Here is a 14,734-nt window from a genome sequence, read left to right as displayed (position 1 = left end):
GGACTGGCCGTACTGGCGTGGGCGGTGGCGCTGACGGTCCAGGACCTGCGCCACCGACGGCTGCCCGACCTGCTGACCGTGCCGGCGGTGCCGGTGGTGTGGGCCGTCGTGCTGGTCACCGGCCACGGGTGGGCGGTTCTCGGTGGGGTGTCCTGGTTCCTCATGTGTGTTCTGCCGGGACGACTCTCCGACCGGCTGCGCGCCGGAGGTGGCGACGCGAAGCTCGCCCTGAGTCTCGGGGCCGTCGCCGCTGCGACGGGCGGGGTGGTCGGGCTGCTGTGGACGGTGGCGGTGGCTTCCGTCGTCACCCTGCTGTTCGCCCTGATACCGGGTGTCCGGAACGACTCCGTGCCGCACGGACCGGGCATGCTCGCGGCCACGGCGGTGGTGACGGGGGTCATAAACGGCGGGCAGTGGTGACGTCTGACAGGTGACCGTGCGACAATGTGGGGCATGCTTCGATGGACGACTGCCGGGGAATCGCACGGCCAGGCCCTTGTTTCCGTTGTCGAGGACATTCCCGCCGGGGTGCCAGTCACCCGCGCCGAGGTGTCCCGCCAACTCGCCAGACGGCGCCTCGGCTACGGCCGCGGTGCCCGAATGAAGTTCGAGGCGGACGAGGTGACCTTCCTCGGGGGCGTGCGCCACGGCCTGACGATAGGTTCACCGGTCGCCGTGATGATCGGCAACACCGAGTGGCCCAAGTGGACCACCATCATGTCGGCGGACCCGTTGGACATGTCCGACGAGAACGTGGTCAAGGAGATGGACTCCGGCCGGGGCGCCCGGCTGACCCGTCCGCGACCCGGTCACGCGGACTTCTCCGGCATGGTCAAGTACGGCCACGGGGAGGCCCGTCCGGTCCTGGAGCGCTCCAGCGCCCGGGAGACCGCCGCCCGGGTCGCCGCGGGGACCTTCGCCCGGACGCTGCTGCGTGAGGTCACCGGCGCGGAGGTGGTCAGTCACGTGCTGTCCATCGGCCCCTCGGAGACCTACACCGGCCCGCCTCCGGCACCGGGGGACCTCGACGCCGTCGACGGGTCACCGGTACGTGCCTTCACCGTGCACGGCGACTCCCACGAGAAGTCGATGATCAGTGAGATCGAGGCGGCCCGGAAGTCCGGCGACACCCTCGGCGGGGTCGTCGAGGTCGTGGTCTCCGGCCTGCCGGTCGGTCTCGGCTCGCACGTCAGCTGGGACGGACGTCTGGACGGTCAGCTGGCGCAGGCGGTGATGAGCATACAGGCGATCAAGGGCGTCGAGATCGGGGACGGTTTCGAGGAGGCCCGCCGTCGCGGCTCGGAGGCCCACGACGAGATCGACCGGATCGGCAACGGTTCCGGGGTGGCCCGGCGGACCAACCGTGCGGGCGGTCTCGAGGGCGGGATGACCAACGGCGAGCAGTTGCGGGTCCGTGCCGCCATGAAACCGATCTCCACGGTGCCCCGTGCCCTGGCGACTGTCGACATGGACGACGGCCGCCCGGCGACCGGGATCCACCAGCGGTCCGATGTGTGTGCGGTCCCTGCTGCCGGGGTGGTCGCCGAGTCGATGGTCGCCCTGGTGCTGGCCCGCGCGGTCCTGGAGAAGTTCGGGGGAGACAGCGTGGCCGAGACCCGCCGCAACTACCTCGCCTACGTCGACGACGTGGACCGGCGACTGACCTGGGATGAGGCGTAGATGACCACGAAGAAGCTGCCACGGGTCGTCCTGGTCGGACCACCGGGTGCAGGCAAGAGCACCGTCGGGCACGCCCTCGGCGAGGTGATGCGCTGTGACGTCGTCGACTCGGACACCCTGCTCGAACGCGACAACGCGATGACCTGCGGGGAACTGTTCACCACCCTCGGGGAGCCGGAGTTCCGGCGTATCGAGGAGATCTACGTCGCCCGGGCGCTGGACTCCGACGGCGTCGTGTCTCTCGGTGGTGGCGCGGTGCTCTCGGCGGCGACCCGGCGACTGCTCGCCGAGTACACTGTGGTGTACCTGCGGGTCTCCGCGGAGGAGGGGACCCGGCGCACGGCGCACCTGGCCACCCGTCCTGTTCTCGCCGCGGCGGAGGGGGAGGACCCCGCTCAGCGTTACCGTGAGATCCTCGCCCAGCGCGAGGAGCTCTACCGCAGTGTCGCCACGCACATCGTCGACGCGGACGGACGCACCCCGCGTCACACCGTGGCGGAGGTGCTGGCTCTCATCGGTGTCCACGACGTCCACGTGGAACCCGCCGCCGAGCCGGGGTCCGGGGAAGGGGCGCCGCTGTGAACGCGCATCCCGCCCGTACCGTGCATGTCGCCACGGACAACCCGTACGACGTGGTCATCGGCCGTGACCTCACCGGCTCGGTGGCGGACAGCGTACCCGGCGCCCGCCGGGCCGTGGTGCTGCACCAGCCTCCGCTGGCGGCGCTGGCGGCACGGGTCGCCGAAGGTCTGCGCGCCGCCGGGGTGGAGCCGGTGCTCCACGAGACACCGGACGCCGAAGCCGCCAAGACGGTGACCGGCGCCGCGGCATGCTGGGACGTCTGCGCCGACGCCGGCCTCTCCCGGCAGGACGTCGTCGTCGGGGTCGGCGGGGGTGCGACCACCGACCTGGCAGGGTTCATCGCCGCGACCTGGATGCGTGGGATCCGGGTCGTGCAGTACCCCACCACGCTGCTGGCCATGGTCGACGCCGCCGTGGGAGGCAAGACAGGGATCAACACCGCCGCCGGCAAGAATCTCGTCGGGGCCTTCCACGAGCCCTCGGCCGTGCTGGTCGACCTCGACGTGCTCGAGACACTCCCGCACGCCGAGATCGTCGCCGGCAGTGCCGAGATCATCAAGGCGGGCTTCATCCGCGACCCGCACATCCTTGACCTCTACGAGGCTGACCCCGCCGCAGCGTGCGATCCCCGCGGAACGCTTCCCGAGCTCATCGGCGCCGCGGTCGCCGTGAAGGCGGACGTGGTCGGGCAGGATCTCCGCGAGTCCTCGTTGCGCGAGATCCTCAACTACGGCCACACCTACGGTCACGCCGTCGAGCAGCACGAGAACTACCGGTGGCGGCACGGCCACGCCGTGGCCGTGGGCATGGTCTTCGAGGCCGAACTCGCCCACGCCGCCGGCCTCCTCAGCAGGGAGGCCGTCGACCGGCACCGGAGCATCTTGCAGAGCGTGGGACTGCCCACCAGCTACGGCAACGCCTCCCTGGAGGAACTCACCGAGGTCATGGCCCGGGACAAGAAGAACAGGGACGGCAGCCTGCGGGTCGTCGTCGTTGGTGACGACACCGGCTCCTACACTCCCCGGACGCTGGTGGACCCGTCGCCGGACGACCTCACCGCCGCCTACCGGAACACCGTCCCTGAAAACCACCACTAGAGAAGGAACCGCCACCGTGAGCACCGCCATTCGCATCGTCGTCCTCAACGGCCCGAACCTCAACCGTCTCGGACGTCGTCAGCCCGAGATCTACGGGTCGACCACCCTCGCCGACATCGAGGAGGGGCTCCGCGCCGACGCCACCCGCCTGGGCGTGGAGGTCGACTTCCTGCAGTCCAACCACGAGGGCACGCTGATCGACCGGGTACACCGCGCCGCCGACGAGGGTGAGGCCGTGATCATCAACCCCGGCGGGCTGACCCACACCTCGGTGGCCCTCCGTGACGCACTCGCCGAGGTCGCCGACGGGCCCGGCTTCGTGGAGGTCCACCTGTCGAACATCCACGCCCGCGAGGCCTTCCGGCACCACAGCTACCTCTCGCCGATCGCCCGCGGTGTCATCGCCGGCCTCGGCGCACAGGGCTACACCATGGCACTGGAGTACCTTGCACACCAGGCGGGGGCCGGGGCGTAACCTGGTCTGCATGACAGACTTCCTCCGCCGCCGTCAGGCCGTCGCCGACACCGTCTCCACCGCAGGTCACAACTATCTTCTGGTGACCGACCTGAAGAACGTCCGCTATCTGACGGGCTTCAGCGGCTCGAACGCCGCGGTGCTTCTCGACACCGCCGGGAACGTCACCCTCGCCACGGACGGACGGTACGACACCCAGGTGCGTCAGGAGACCGCCGGCTCCCCGGGGGTGGACATCCGCACCACCCGCGACCTCCTCGGTGAACTGAAGTCGGTCGCCGGGGACGGGCCGTTCGCCGTGGAACCGGGCATGCCGGTCGCCGCGGCGCGGGAACTGGGCGACCCGCCGGTCCTCGACGGCGCCGTCGAGGACGCTCGCCTGGTGAAGGACGCGGCGGAGCTCGACGCGCTGCGTGAGGCGGGCCGCCTGGCCGACTCCGTCTTCGCCGAGTTCATCGCGGCCGGGGGGATCCGCGAGGGGATCACCGAGATCGAGGCAGCCGCGGACCTGGAGTACCGGTTGCGCGCCGCCGGGGCCGACGGACTGAGCTTCGACACGATCCTGGCCTCGGGTGTCAACGCGGCCAAACCGCACGCCGGGGTCTCCCGCGACGTCATCGTCCCGGGCCTGGTCACCGTCGACTTCGGCGTGTGGCTGGACGGGTACGCCTCGGACCAGACCCGCACGGTCTGCGTCGGGGAGCCGGACGCCCTGTCCACCGAGCTCTACGACCTGGTCCACCGGTCGTTCAGCGCGGGCGTGGAGGCGGTGCGCCCCGGGGCGGGACTGTTCGACGTGGACAGGGTCTGCCGCGACATCATCGCCGAGGCGGGCTACGGCGAGTACTTCGTCCACTCCACCGGTCACGGGGTGGGGCTCGACGTCCACGAGGCCCCGTACGCCGCCTCGCGCACCCCGAAAGACAGGACCCTGGCGGAGTCGATGACGCTGACGATTGAACCGGGCGTGTACCTGCCGGGCCGTACGGGGCTGCGGATCGAGAACACCTACATCGTCACCGCGGACGGCGCCGAGTCCGTCAACCCCTCGTCCACCGGGTTACAGGTGGTCTGACAGCAGGCTGCTAGACTGTTCGGCTGTCCACCCATCCAAGACATCCAGGGAGCAAACACGTGGCGACAACCGCGGATTTCAAGAACGGTCTCGTGCTGAAGATCGACAACAAGCTGCAGCAGATCATCGAGTTCCAGCACGTCAAGCCGGGCAAGGGGCCCGCCTTCGTCCGGACCAAGCTCAAGGACGTCGTCTCCGGCAAGACCATCGACAAGACGTTCAACGCCGGTGTCAAGGTCGAGACCGCCACCGTGGACCGTCGCGACATGACTTACCTGTACAACGACGGCGAGAACTACGTCGTCATGGACGACAAGGACTTCGAGCAGTTCGAGGTCTCCGCCGACAAGTTCGGCGACGCCGGTCGTTTCCTGCTGGAGAACATGCGGGTGCAGCTGTCCTTCCACGACGGCGAGATCCTCTTCGCCGAGCTTCCGGTCTCCGTCGACCTGGCCATCGAGCACACCGACCCGGGTCTGCAGGGTGACCGCTCCACCGGCGGCAGCAAGCCCGCCACCCTGGAGACCGGCGCCGAGATCCAGGTTCCCCTGTTCCTGGAGACCGGCAACGTCGTCAAGGTCGACACCCGTACCGGCGAGTACCTCTCCCGCGTCAACAACTAGAACCCCATGGCAGACAAAGAATCCGGCGAGTCCTATCGCCGCCACGGGGCCAGGTTCAAGGCCCGCCAGCGTGCCGTCGACATCCTCTTCGAGGCGGAGTTCCGCGACATCGACCCCGTCGAGATCGTGCAGGACCGTGTCGAGCTGGCCCGCGACGAGTCCAACCAGGTCAAGCCGGTGCCGGAGTACACCGCCCGGATCGTGCCGGGGGTCGCGTCCACACTCGACGAGCTCGACGAGGCCATCGCCGGGCACCTGAGCAGTTCCTGGCGGCTGGACCGACTGCCTGCGGTGGACCGTGCCGTGCTGCGCGTGTCGGCCTGGGAGCTGCTCTACAACGACGAGGTCCCTGCCCGGGTGGCTCTCAAGGAGGGCATCGGCCTCGCCGCGGAGTACTCCCACGACAAGGCACCGTCCTACATCAACGCCGTGCTCGACGGTATCGCGAGGGACAAGCGTCTCGCGGACGAGGCGGCTGCCCGTGACGAGGAGGAGCGCAAGGCCGCCGAGTCGCGTGCCGCGCAGGACGCTGACCGGGCCGAGGCGGACTCCCTGATCGCCGGGATCGTCAGCGACGACACCGACGGCACCGGGGAGACCGGGGAGAAGTGACGTCCCCGACGTCCGCGACGTCAAGGCCGTGCTAGACTTCAGCACGGAACATGGAGCCGGCACCGGCCGGCACCGACCACCTTTAACGATCCGTCCAGTGAGGCGGGGAAGGAGGTCACGATGAGCACACAGCATTCCGACGGCACCACCGTCGCCCTCATGGGCGCGGACGACGTCGGACGTACTGTCGCACGCATCGCGCACCAGATCATCGAGAAGACAGCTCTGGACAGCCCCGGTTCGGACCGGGTCGTGCTCCTGGGGATCCCGTCGGGGGGCGTGCCGTTGGCGGCGCGACTGGCGGCCAGGATCGAGGAGTTCAGCGGTGTCGGCGTCTTCCACGGTTCCGTGGACGCCACCCTCTACCGGGATGACCTGACGTCCACCCCGCACCGGGCGCTGAAGCCCACCAGTGTGCCCCGTGAAGGCATTGACGGTGCGACCGTCGTCCTCGTCGACGACGTCCTCTACTCCGGTCGGACCATCCGCGCGGCCCTGGACGCCCTGCAGGACGTGGGACGTGCCCGCATTGTCCAGCTCGCCGTCCTGGTCGACCGTGGACACCGGGAACTGCCGATCCGGGCCGACTACGTGGGCAAGAACATCCCCACCTCCACCAGCGAAGACGTCCGTGTCTCCCTCGCCGAGATCGACGGCGCCGACCGCGTGGAGCTCCTGCGCCCGGCGGACACGGCGCCCGAAGGAGAGCACGCATGAAGCACCTGCTGAGTATCGCCGACCTCGACACCTCCGAGATCACCCTGCTGATGGACGAGGCTGACCGTTTCGCCGACTCCCTGCGCGACCGTGAGGTCAAGAAGCTTCCGACACTGCGCGGCCGCACTGTGTTCACCCTGTTCTACGAGAACTCCACGCGTACCCGTTCGAGTTTCGAGACCGCGGGGAAGTGGATGAGCGCGGACGTCATCAACATCTCCGCCTCCTCGTCCTCGGTGAAGAAGGGGGAGTCCCTCAAGGACACCGCCCTGACCCTGCGGGCCGTCGGGGCGGACGCGATCATCATGCGGCACCCCTCGTCGGGTGCGGCACGCCAGGTGGCCGACTGGGTGGGTCGTGGGCCCGGGGGGATCAGCGTGCTCAACGCCGGCGACGGCTCCCATGAGCACCCCACCCAGGCCCTGCTGGACGCGGTGACCCTGCGCAACCGGATCGGCGACCTCGACGGGAGCCACGTGGTGGTCGTCGGTGACATCCTGCACTCGCGGGTGGCCCGGTCGAACGCACTGCTGCTCACCGCCCTCGGGGCCGACGTCACCTTCGTCGCCCCGCGCACCCTGCTGGCCCCGGGCATCGAGCACTGGGTCAACCCGCACGCCGGCGCCGCCGGGGCCCCGGCCGCCGGTACCGTCAGGATCAGCCACGACATGGACGAGGCCATCGCCGGTGCCGACGCGGTGATGATGCTGCGGGTCCAGGCTGAGCGCATGGATGGCGGCTTCTTCCCGTCGCACCGCGAGTACGCCACCCGTTACGGCCTGTCCGAGGCCCGCCTGGAGTCCCTGAAGGACGACGCCGTGGTGCTGCACCCCGGCCCGATGCTGCGCGGCATGGAGATCAACGACGCCGTCGCCGACGCACCCCAGTCCGTGGTCCTCGACCAGGTCACCGCGGGTGTGCACGTGCGCATGGCCGCCCTGTTCACCCTGCTTGTCGGTACCGACGGTGCCCGGGGAGAGGCGGGGGACCACCGATGACGAACACACCCATCCCGGAGGAGAAGAACGTGAACGACTACCCGGCCACCGGTGCGCTGCATCCGGCCGCCGACGGTGAGGTGCTGCTGCGCGGCGTCCTTCCCTACGGCGAAGGCGAGCCGCAGGACGTCCTGGTGCGCGACGGCGTGATCGTCGAGATCGCCGCCGCCGGCGCGATCGACGCCCCCGGTGCGGAGGTTCTCGACCTCGACGGACAGGTACTCCTGCCGGGTCTGGTCGACATGCACGTGCACATGCGTGAACCCGGCCGCGAGGACACCGAGACCATCGCCACCGGGTCGGCCGCCGCCGCCCGGGGCGGTTTCACCGCGGTGTTCACCATGGCCAACACCGACCCGGTGACCGACACCCCCGCCATCGCCGAGATGGTCTGGCTCAAGGGCCAGCAGAGGAACCTGTGTGACGTGCACCCGGTCGGTTCCATCAGCCGTGGCCTGCAGGGCCGTGAGCTCACCGAGTTCGGCATGATGGCCGACTCGGACGCGAAGGTGCGCATGTTCTCCGACGACGGCAAGTGCGTCGACGACCCGCGCCTGATGCGCCGGGCCGTGGAGTACGCCGGGGGACTGGACGTGCTGCTCGCCCAGCACTGCGAGGAACCCCGCCTCACCGAGGGCGCGGTGGCGCATGAGGGCGAGACCGCCGCCCGGCTCGGACTGCGCGGCTGGCCGCGGGTGGCCGAGGAGTCCATCGTGATCCGCGACGCCCTGCTGGCCCGCGACTACGGCGGACGCCTGCACATCTGCCACGCCTCCACCGAGGGGACCGTGGAACTGCTGGGCTGGGCCCGCGAGCACGGCATCCCGCTGTCCGCCGAGGTCACCCCGCACCACCTCATCCTCACCGACGAGAAGCTCGAGACCTACGACGGGCACTACCGGGTGAACCCGCCGCTGCGTGAGACGCGCGACACCCTCGCCCTGCGCCGTGCCCTGGTCGACGGGACCGTGGACTGCGTGGCGACCGACCACGCCCCCCACGGTTCCGAGGAGAAGTGCTGCGAGTTCGACCGGGCCCGCCCCGGGATGCTCGGCCTGGAGACCTCGCTGGCGATCATCGCCCAGCTGTTCGTCACCGACCCGCCGGAGGACCAGGAGCGCCAGGACTGGCGGTTCGTGGCACGGGTGATGTCGGAACGTCCCGCCGAGATTCTCCGCCTGCCCGGCCACGGCCGTCCGGTGGCCGTCGGTGAGCCGGCGAACCTGTGCGTGGTCGACCCGCGACGGCGGTGGACCGCCCACGGCGACGACATGGCCTCGAAATCCTCCAACACCCCCTACGAGGGGATGGACCTGCCCGTGAAGGTGACCACCACGCTGCTGCGGGGGAAGGTCACCTGCCGCGACGGCCAGGTGAACGACAAATGACCGTTACCACGACTGAGACGACAGAGAAGAGTACTGCTGTGACTTCCTCCCGCACCCCCGCGCTGCTGGTGCTCGGCGACGGACGGGTGTTCCGTGGCCGGGCCTTCGGCGCCACCGGCACCACCCTCGGTGAGGCCGTGTTCACCACGGGCATGACCGGCTACCAGGAGACGATGACCGACCCGTCCTACCACCGGCAGATCGTGGTCGCCACGGCACCGCAGATCGGAAACACCGGCTGGAACGACGAGGACGGCGAATCCCACGGCGACCGCATCTGGGTCGCCGGGCTGGTCATCCGCGACCTGTCGCGCACCGTGTCCAACTGGAGGGCCGCACGTAGCCTCCCGGAGGAGATGGAGGCCCAGGGTGTCATCGGCATCCAGGGTGTCGACACCCGTGCCATCGTGCGGCACCTGCGCGACAAGGGGTCCGTCGCCGCGGGTGTCTTCAGCGGCGAGGCCGCCGACCGCCCGGTCGCGGAGCTCGTCGACGAGGTCAACGCACAGCAGTCGATGGCCGGTGCCGACCTGGCCACCGAGGTCTCCACCGACGAGACCTACGTGCTGGAGCCCGAGGGCGGCGCCGACAAGGCGCGCTTCACCGTCCTGGCCTACGACATGGGCATCAAGACCAACACCCCGCGCAACTTCGTCGCCCGTGGTGTGCGCACCGTGGTCGTGCCCGCCAACACCCCGGTCGAGCCGCTCATCGAGCAGTACGCGCCGGACGGCGTGTTCATCTCCAACGGGCCCGGCGACCCCGCCACCGCCGACGTGATGGTCGAGCAGGTCCGCACCGTGCTGGCGAAGAAGATCCCGCTCTTCGGCATCTGCTTCGGCAACCAGATCCTGGGCCGCGCCCTGGGCATGGACACCTACAAGCTGAAGTTCGGCCACCGCGGCATCAACGTGCCGGTGCTCAACCACCTCACCGGGAAGATCGACATCACCTCGCAGAACCACGGCTTCGCCCTCAGCGGCCGCGCCGGCGAGCCGTTCGACACCGACTTCGGCACCGCCCAGGTCACCCACACCTGCCTCAACGACGACTGTGTCGAGGGAGTCGCCCTCGACAACGGCCTCGCCTTCTCCGTCCAGTACCACCCCGAGGCCGCCGCCGGTCCTCATGACGCCAATCCGCTGTTCGACCAGTTCATCGAACTGATGGAAGGGAACAACTAAATGCCGAAGCGCACCGACATCAACCACGTCCTCGTCATCGGCTCCGGCCCGATCGTCATCGGCCAGGCCTGTGAGTTCGACTACTCCGGGACCCAGGCCTGCCGCGCCCTGAAGGCGGAAGGCCTGCGGGTCTCGCTGATCAACTCCAACCCGGCCACCATCATGACCGACCCGGAGTTCGCCGACCACACCTACATCGAACCGATCCAGCCCGAGTACATCGAGAAGATCTTCGCCGCGGAGAAGGAGGCCGGTCACCCGGTCGACGCCGTGCTCGCCACCCTCGGCGGGCAGACCGCGCTGAACGCCGCCATCCAGCTGGACCGCGCCGGCATCCTCGACAAGTACGACGTCGAGCTCATCGGTGCCGACATCGACGCCATCGAACGTGGCGAGGACCGCCAGAAGTTCAAGGACATCGTCGCCTCCATCGGTGGGGAATCGGCCCGTTCCCGGGTCTGCCACAACATGGACGAGGTCCACGACACCGTCGCCGAGCTGGGCCTGCCCGTCGTGGTGCGCCCCTCCTTCACCATGGGCGGACTGGGCTCCGGCCTGGCGTTCACCTACGAGGACCTCGACCGCATCGCCGGTGGCGGACTCGCCGCCTCCCCGGAGGCCAACGTGCTCATCGAGGAGTCCATCCTCGGCTGGAAGGAGTACGAGCTCGAGCTCATGCGAGACGGCGACGACAACGCCGTGGTGATCTGCTCCATCGAGAACGTCGACGCCCTCGGCGTCCACACGGGTGACTCGATGACCGTCGCACCGTCGATGACGCTCACCGACCGCGAGTACCAGATCATGCGTGACCAGGGCATCGCGATCCTGCGCGCCGTGGGTGTCGACACCGGCGGCTGCAACATCCAGTTCGCCGTCAACCCCGAGGACGGCCGTCTGATCACCATCGAGATGAACCCTCGCGTCTCACGCTCCTCGGCCCTGGCCTCCAAGGCCACCGGCTTCCCGATCGCCAAGATCGCCGCCCTGCTGGCCATCGGCTACACCCTCGACGAGCTGCGGAACGACATCACCCAGGTGACCCCGGCCGCCTTCGAGCCCACCCTGGACTACGTGATCGTCAAGGCACCGCGGTTCGCCTTCGAGAAGTTCCCCGGCGCCGACGACACCCTGACCACCACCATGAAGGCGGTGGGCGAGGCCATGTCCGTGGGCCGCAACTACATCGCCGCGCTGAACAAGGTGCTGCGCTCCCTGGAGACCAGGCCGGCCGGCTTCTGGACCACCAGCGACGAGTACTTCGCCGGCGAGCGGGCCACCGACCTCGCGGCCGTGCTCGACGACCTGGGCCGTCCCACCGAGGGCCGGATCTACGACATGGAGCTCGCCCTGCGACTGGGCGCGACCGTGGACCAGGTCCACCGTGCCTCGGTGGGGGTGGACCCCTGGTTCCTGCACGAGCTCAAGGCCCTCGTCGACTTCCGCGCGGAGCTCGAGAGCGCCCCGGTGCTGTCCGAGGAACTGCTGCGTGAGGCGAAGTACATGGGCCTGTCCGACGCCCAGATCGCCGCGCTGCGTCCGGAGCTGGCAGGTGAGGACGGTGTACGCTCGCTGCGCTGGTCGCTGGGCATCCGTCCGGTGTTCAAGACCGTGGACACCTGCGCCGCGGAGTTCGAGGCACAGACCCCGTACCACTACTCGGCCTACGAGCTCGACCCGGAGGCCGAGTCCGAGGTCGCCGAACAGCGCGACCGCGAGAAGATCATCATCCTGGGGTCCGGCCCGAACCGGATCGGCCAGGGCATCGAGTTCGACTACTCCTGTGTGCACGCCGCACTGGAACTGTCCCGGGTCGGCTACGAGACCGTGATGGTCAACTGCAACCCGGAGACCGTCTCCACCGACTACGACACCGCCGACCGCCTGTACTTCGAGCCGCTGACCTTCGAGGACGTCATGGAGGTGTACCACGCGGAGACGCAGTCCGGCACCGTGGCCGGTGTGATCGTCCAGCTCGGCGGCCAGACCCCGCTGGGCCTGGCGCAGCGCCTCACCGACGCCGGCGTCCCCGTCATCGGAACGACCTCCGAAGCCATCAACCTGGCCGAGGACCGCGGCGAGTTCGGCACCGTCCTGGAGAAGGCCGACCTGCCGGCCCCGGCCTTCGGCACCGCCACCAGCTTCGCCGAGGCACGCGACGTGGCCTCCCGCATCGGCTACCCGGTGCTGGTCCGTCCGTCCTACGTGCTGGGTGGCCGTGGCATGGAGATCGTCTACGACGAGAGCTCCCTGGAGGACTACATCAACAGGGCCACCGAGATCACCTCGGACCACCCGGTCCTGGTGGACCGGTTCCTGGACAACGCCATCGAGATCGACGTCGACGCCCTCTGCGACGGCGAGGAGGTCTACCTCGCCGGCGTGATGGAGCACATCGAGGAGGCCGGCATCCACTCCGGTGACTCCGCCTGCGCCCTGCCGCCGATGACGTTGGGCGAGAGCGACATCGACAACGTCCGTCGCTCCACCGCCGCCCTGGCCCACGGCATCGGGGTGAAGGGGCTGATGAACATCCAGTTCGCCCTGAAGGACGACATCCTCTACGTCATCGAGGCCAACCCGCGGGCGTCTCGCACCGTGCCCTTCGTCTCGAAGGCCACCGGTGTGCCGCTGGCCAAGGCCGCCTCGCGGATCATGACCGGCACCCCGATCCGGGAGCTCGTCGCCGAGGGCCTGATCCCCGGGGACCGGGACGGCGGTTCACTGCCGCTGGGCCACCCGATCGCGGTGAAGGAGGCGGTCATGCCCTTCAACCGTTTCCGCAGCCCGGAGGGCGAGATGCTCGACAGCCTGCTCAGCCCGGAGATGAAGTCCACCGGTGAGGTCATGGGCCTGGACTCCGACTTCGGCACCGCCTTCGCCAAGTCCCAGGAGGCCGCGACCGGCTCCCTGCCGACCAGCGGACGGGTGTTCGTCTCGGTGGCCAACCGCGACAAGCGGACCATGATCCTGCCGATCCAGCGTCTGGCCTCCCTGGGCTTCGACCTGGTCGCCACCGAAGGCACCGCGGCGATGCTGCGGCGCAACGGTCTGGAGTGCGAGGTCGTGGCGAAGCAGACCGACATCGAGTCAGGTGCCGCCGCGTCGGGCAAGCGCTCGATCGTGGACCTCATCGACGAGGGTTCGATCGACTTCATCCTGAACACCCCGGCGAGCACCGCCGCTGCCCGTGGCGACGGCTACGACATCCGGGCCGCCGCTGTGCGCCAGGGCGTCTCCTGCGTCACCACGGTGCAGGGGGCGGTCGCCGCCGTGCAGGGCATCGAGGCGCTGAAGGGGTCCACCACCGTGGTCCGTGCCATCCAGGACGTCGAGCATGACAACTTCTGACGGCACCTTCGGCGAGCGCTATCTCGCCCGGTCACGGGACCTGGGGCGGCTCTGTGTGGGGATGGACCCCCACGCGGGCATCCTGGAGTCCTGGGGCCTGGGTGTCGACGTGGCGGGCCTCGAGACGTTCTCCCGGCTCTGCGTGGAGGCGTTCGCCGACACCGCCTGCGTGGTCAAGCCCCAGGTGGCCTTCTACGAGGCGTTCGGCTCCGCGGGTCTCGCCGTACTGGAACGGGCCCTGGCGGAACTGCGCCGCGCCGGAACCCTGGTCATCGCCGACGCCAAACGTGGCGACATCGGCTCCACCATGGCCGGCTACGCCCGGGCGTGGTTGTCCGACGACTCCCCGCTGTGCGCGGACGCGGTCACCGTGTCCCCGTACCTCGGGCTGGACTCGCTGGCCCCTGCCCTGGAGGCCGGCGAGGCCTCCGGCAGGGGGGTGGTCGTGCTCTCCGCGACCTCCAACCCCGAGGGGCCCCAGTTCCAGACCCTGGCCACCCCCGGGGGCCGCAGCGTGGCGCAGAGCGTCGTCGACTGGGCCGCCGGGCACAACGCCCCGCACCACGGTGGCGGCAACGTCGGCGTGGTCGTCGGTGCGACCGTCACCGACCCGCCGGAGCTGGACGACATCGGCGGTGTCGTCCTGATGCCGGGGGTCGGTGCCCAGGGCGGGGCGGTGGAGGACATCCGCCGGATCGCCGGTGCCGCCGAGAAGTGGGCCAGCCCCAACATCTCGCGGTCCGTGCTCTCCGCGGGCCCGGATGTTGGGGATCTGCGTCGGGCCGTGGTGGAGGCCGCGGCGGCGTTCCCGCAGGTCTGACCGGCCCGTCCGGCACCGCCCCACGGAACGCGAACTGGGGGTTTGTTCAACATCCCCCGGTCGTAGTGCTACACTTGGCGCGTTGTTTCATGGTCGCGACCTGCGACGCTTCTCCCGTGTCAACGTGGGGGG

At 69.5% G+C, this 14,734-nt stretch carries 14 protein-coding genes; all 14 read left to right on the top strand.

Going from position 1 to position 14,734, the window contains the following annotated elements; translation table 11 throughout:
* Nucleotides 1-420: A24 family peptidase (locus Q0A34_RS11775; protein WP_363316452.1), on the top strand; the 420-nt coding region annotated here is incomplete at its 5' end.
* 33 nt (nt 421-453) lie between these two features.
* Entirely contained in the window at nt 454-1,680 is a 1,227-nt protein-coding gene (gene aroC, locus Q0A34_RS11770; protein WP_291480170.1) for a chorismate synthase, read from the top strand.
* Nucleotides 1,681-2,262, top strand: a complete 582-nt coding sequence (locus tag Q0A34_RS11765; RefSeq protein ID WP_291480169.1) for a shikimate kinase — start codon at nt 1,681-1,683, stop codon at nt 2,260-2,262. It begins immediately after the preceding gene.
* Nucleotides 2,259-3,359 (top strand): 3-dehydroquinate synthase, encoded by a 1,101-nt coding sequence (gene aroB / locus Q0A34_RS11760; protein ID WP_291480168.1) that lies wholly within the window; start codon nt 2,259-2,261, stop codon nt 3,357-3,359. The genes Q0A34_RS11765 and aroB overlap by 4 nt, the downstream gene beginning before the upstream one ends.
* Before the next feature lie 28 nt (nt 3,360-3,387).
* Nucleotides 3,388-3,834, top strand: a complete 447-nt coding sequence (gene aroQ / locus Q0A34_RS11755) for a type II 3-dehydroquinate dehydratase (protein ID WP_291480185.1) — start codon at nt 3,388-3,390, stop codon at nt 3,832-3,834.
* A 10-nt stretch (nt 3,835-3,844) separates the two neighbouring features.
* Nucleotides 3,845-4,909: an aminopeptidase P family protein gene (locus Q0A34_RS11750; protein ID WP_291480167.1), complete on the top strand. Its 1,065-nt coding sequence runs from the start codon at nt 3,845-3,847 to the stop codon at nt 4,907-4,909.
* Between the two features lie 59 nt (nt 4,910-4,968).
* Nucleotides 4,969-5,532, top strand: coding sequence for an elongation factor P (gene efp, locus Q0A34_RS11745; protein ID WP_291480166.1), 564 nt, complete (start codon nt 4,969-4,971; stop codon nt 5,530-5,532).
* A 6-nt stretch (nt 5,533-5,538) separates the two neighbouring features.
* Complete coding sequence (gene nusB, locus Q0A34_RS11740) at nt 5,539-6,144, top strand: transcription antitermination factor NusB (RefSeq protein WP_291480165.1); 606 nt, start codon at nt 5,539-5,541, stop codon at nt 6,142-6,144.
* Between the two features lie 120 nt (nt 6,145-6,264).
* Entirely contained in the window at nt 6,265-6,861 is a 597-nt protein-coding gene (pyrR, locus tag Q0A34_RS11735; protein ID WP_291480164.1) for a bifunctional pyr operon transcriptional regulator/uracil phosphoribosyltransferase PyrR, read from the top strand.
* On the top strand, nt 6,858-7,859 hold the full coding sequence (locus tag Q0A34_RS11730) for an aspartate carbamoyltransferase catalytic subunit (protein WP_291480163.1): 1,002 nt from the start codon (nt 6,858-6,860) through the stop codon (nt 7,857-7,859). The genes pyrR and Q0A34_RS11730 overlap by 4 nt, the downstream gene beginning before the upstream one ends.
* Nucleotides 7,856-9,247 carry a dihydroorotase gene (locus Q0A34_RS11725; protein WP_291480162.1) on the top strand — a complete coding sequence of 464 codons (1,392 nt, stop codon included), beginning with the start codon at nt 7,856-7,858 and terminating at the stop codon, nt 9,245-9,247. Before Q0A34_RS11730 ends, Q0A34_RS11725 begins: the two co-directional genes overlap by 4 nt.
* Nucleotides 9,244-10,431: a glutamine-hydrolyzing carbamoyl-phosphate synthase small subunit gene (gene carA / locus Q0A34_RS11720; RefSeq protein WP_291480161.1), complete on the top strand. Its 1,188-nt coding sequence runs from the start codon at nt 9,244-9,246 to the stop codon at nt 10,429-10,431. The genes Q0A34_RS11725 and carA overlap by 4 nt, the downstream gene beginning before the upstream one ends.
* The gene (gene carB, locus Q0A34_RS11715) at nt 10,432-13,782 is read left to right on the top strand and encodes a carbamoyl-phosphate synthase large subunit (protein WP_291480160.1); all 3,351 of its coding nucleotides are present in this window, start codon (nt 10,432-10,434) and stop codon (nt 13,780-13,782) included.
* The gene (gene pyrF, locus Q0A34_RS11710) at nt 13,769-14,602 is read left to right on the top strand and encodes an orotidine-5'-phosphate decarboxylase (RefSeq protein ID WP_291480159.1); all 834 of its coding nucleotides are present in this window, start codon (nt 13,769-13,771) and stop codon (nt 14,600-14,602) included. The genes carB and pyrF overlap by 14 nt, the downstream gene beginning before the upstream one ends.
* The last annotated feature ends 132 nt before the right edge of the window (nt 14,603-14,734 follow it).

Source organism: Corynebacterium sp. (genome assembly GCF_022712195.1).
GTDB lineage: Bacteria > Actinomycetota > Actinomycetes > Mycobacteriales > Mycobacteriaceae > Corynebacterium.
The sequence above is the reverse complement of the archived record's forward strand: the minus strand, read 5'-3'. Positions and strand labels throughout refer to the sequence as shown.

What these genes read in the sequence shown, in the direction of transcription:
- aroC (WP_291480170.1), top strand. Translation starts at nt 454, where the DNA reads ATGCTTCGATGGACGACTGCCGGGGAATCGCACGGCCAGGCCCTTGTT.
- Q0A34_RS11765 (WP_291480169.1), top strand. Translation starts at nt 1,681, where the DNA reads ATGACCACGAAGAAGCTGCCACGGGTCGTCCTGGTCGGACCACCGGGT.
- Q0A34_RS11750 (WP_291480167.1), top strand. Translation starts at nt 3,845, where the DNA reads ATGACAGACTTCCTCCGCCGCCGTCAGGCCGTCGCCGACACCGTCTCC.
- nusB (WP_291480165.1), top strand. Translation starts at nt 5,539, where the DNA reads ATGGCAGACAAAGAATCCGGCGAGTCCTATCGCCGCCACGGGGCCAGG.
- pyrR (WP_291480164.1), top strand. Translation starts at nt 6,265, where the DNA reads ATGAGCACACAGCATTCCGACGGCACCACCGTCGCCCTCATGGGCGCG.
- Q0A34_RS11730 (WP_291480163.1), top strand. Translation starts at nt 6,858, where the DNA reads ATGAAGCACCTGCTGAGTATCGCCGACCTCGACACCTCCGAGATCACC.
- Q0A34_RS11725 (WP_291480162.1), top strand. Translation starts at nt 7,856, where the DNA reads ATGACGAACACACCCATCCCGGAGGAGAAGAACGTGAACGACTACCCG.
- carA (WP_291480161.1), top strand. Translation starts at nt 9,244, where the DNA reads ATGACCGTTACCACGACTGAGACGACAGAGAAGAGTACTGCTGTGACT.
- carB (WP_291480160.1), top strand. Translation starts at nt 10,432, where the DNA reads ATGCCGAAGCGCACCGACATCAACCACGTCCTCGTCATCGGCTCCGGC.
- pyrF (WP_291480159.1), top strand. Translation starts at nt 13,769, where the DNA reads ATGACAACTTCTGACGGCACCTTCGGCGAGCGCTATCTCGCCCGGTCA.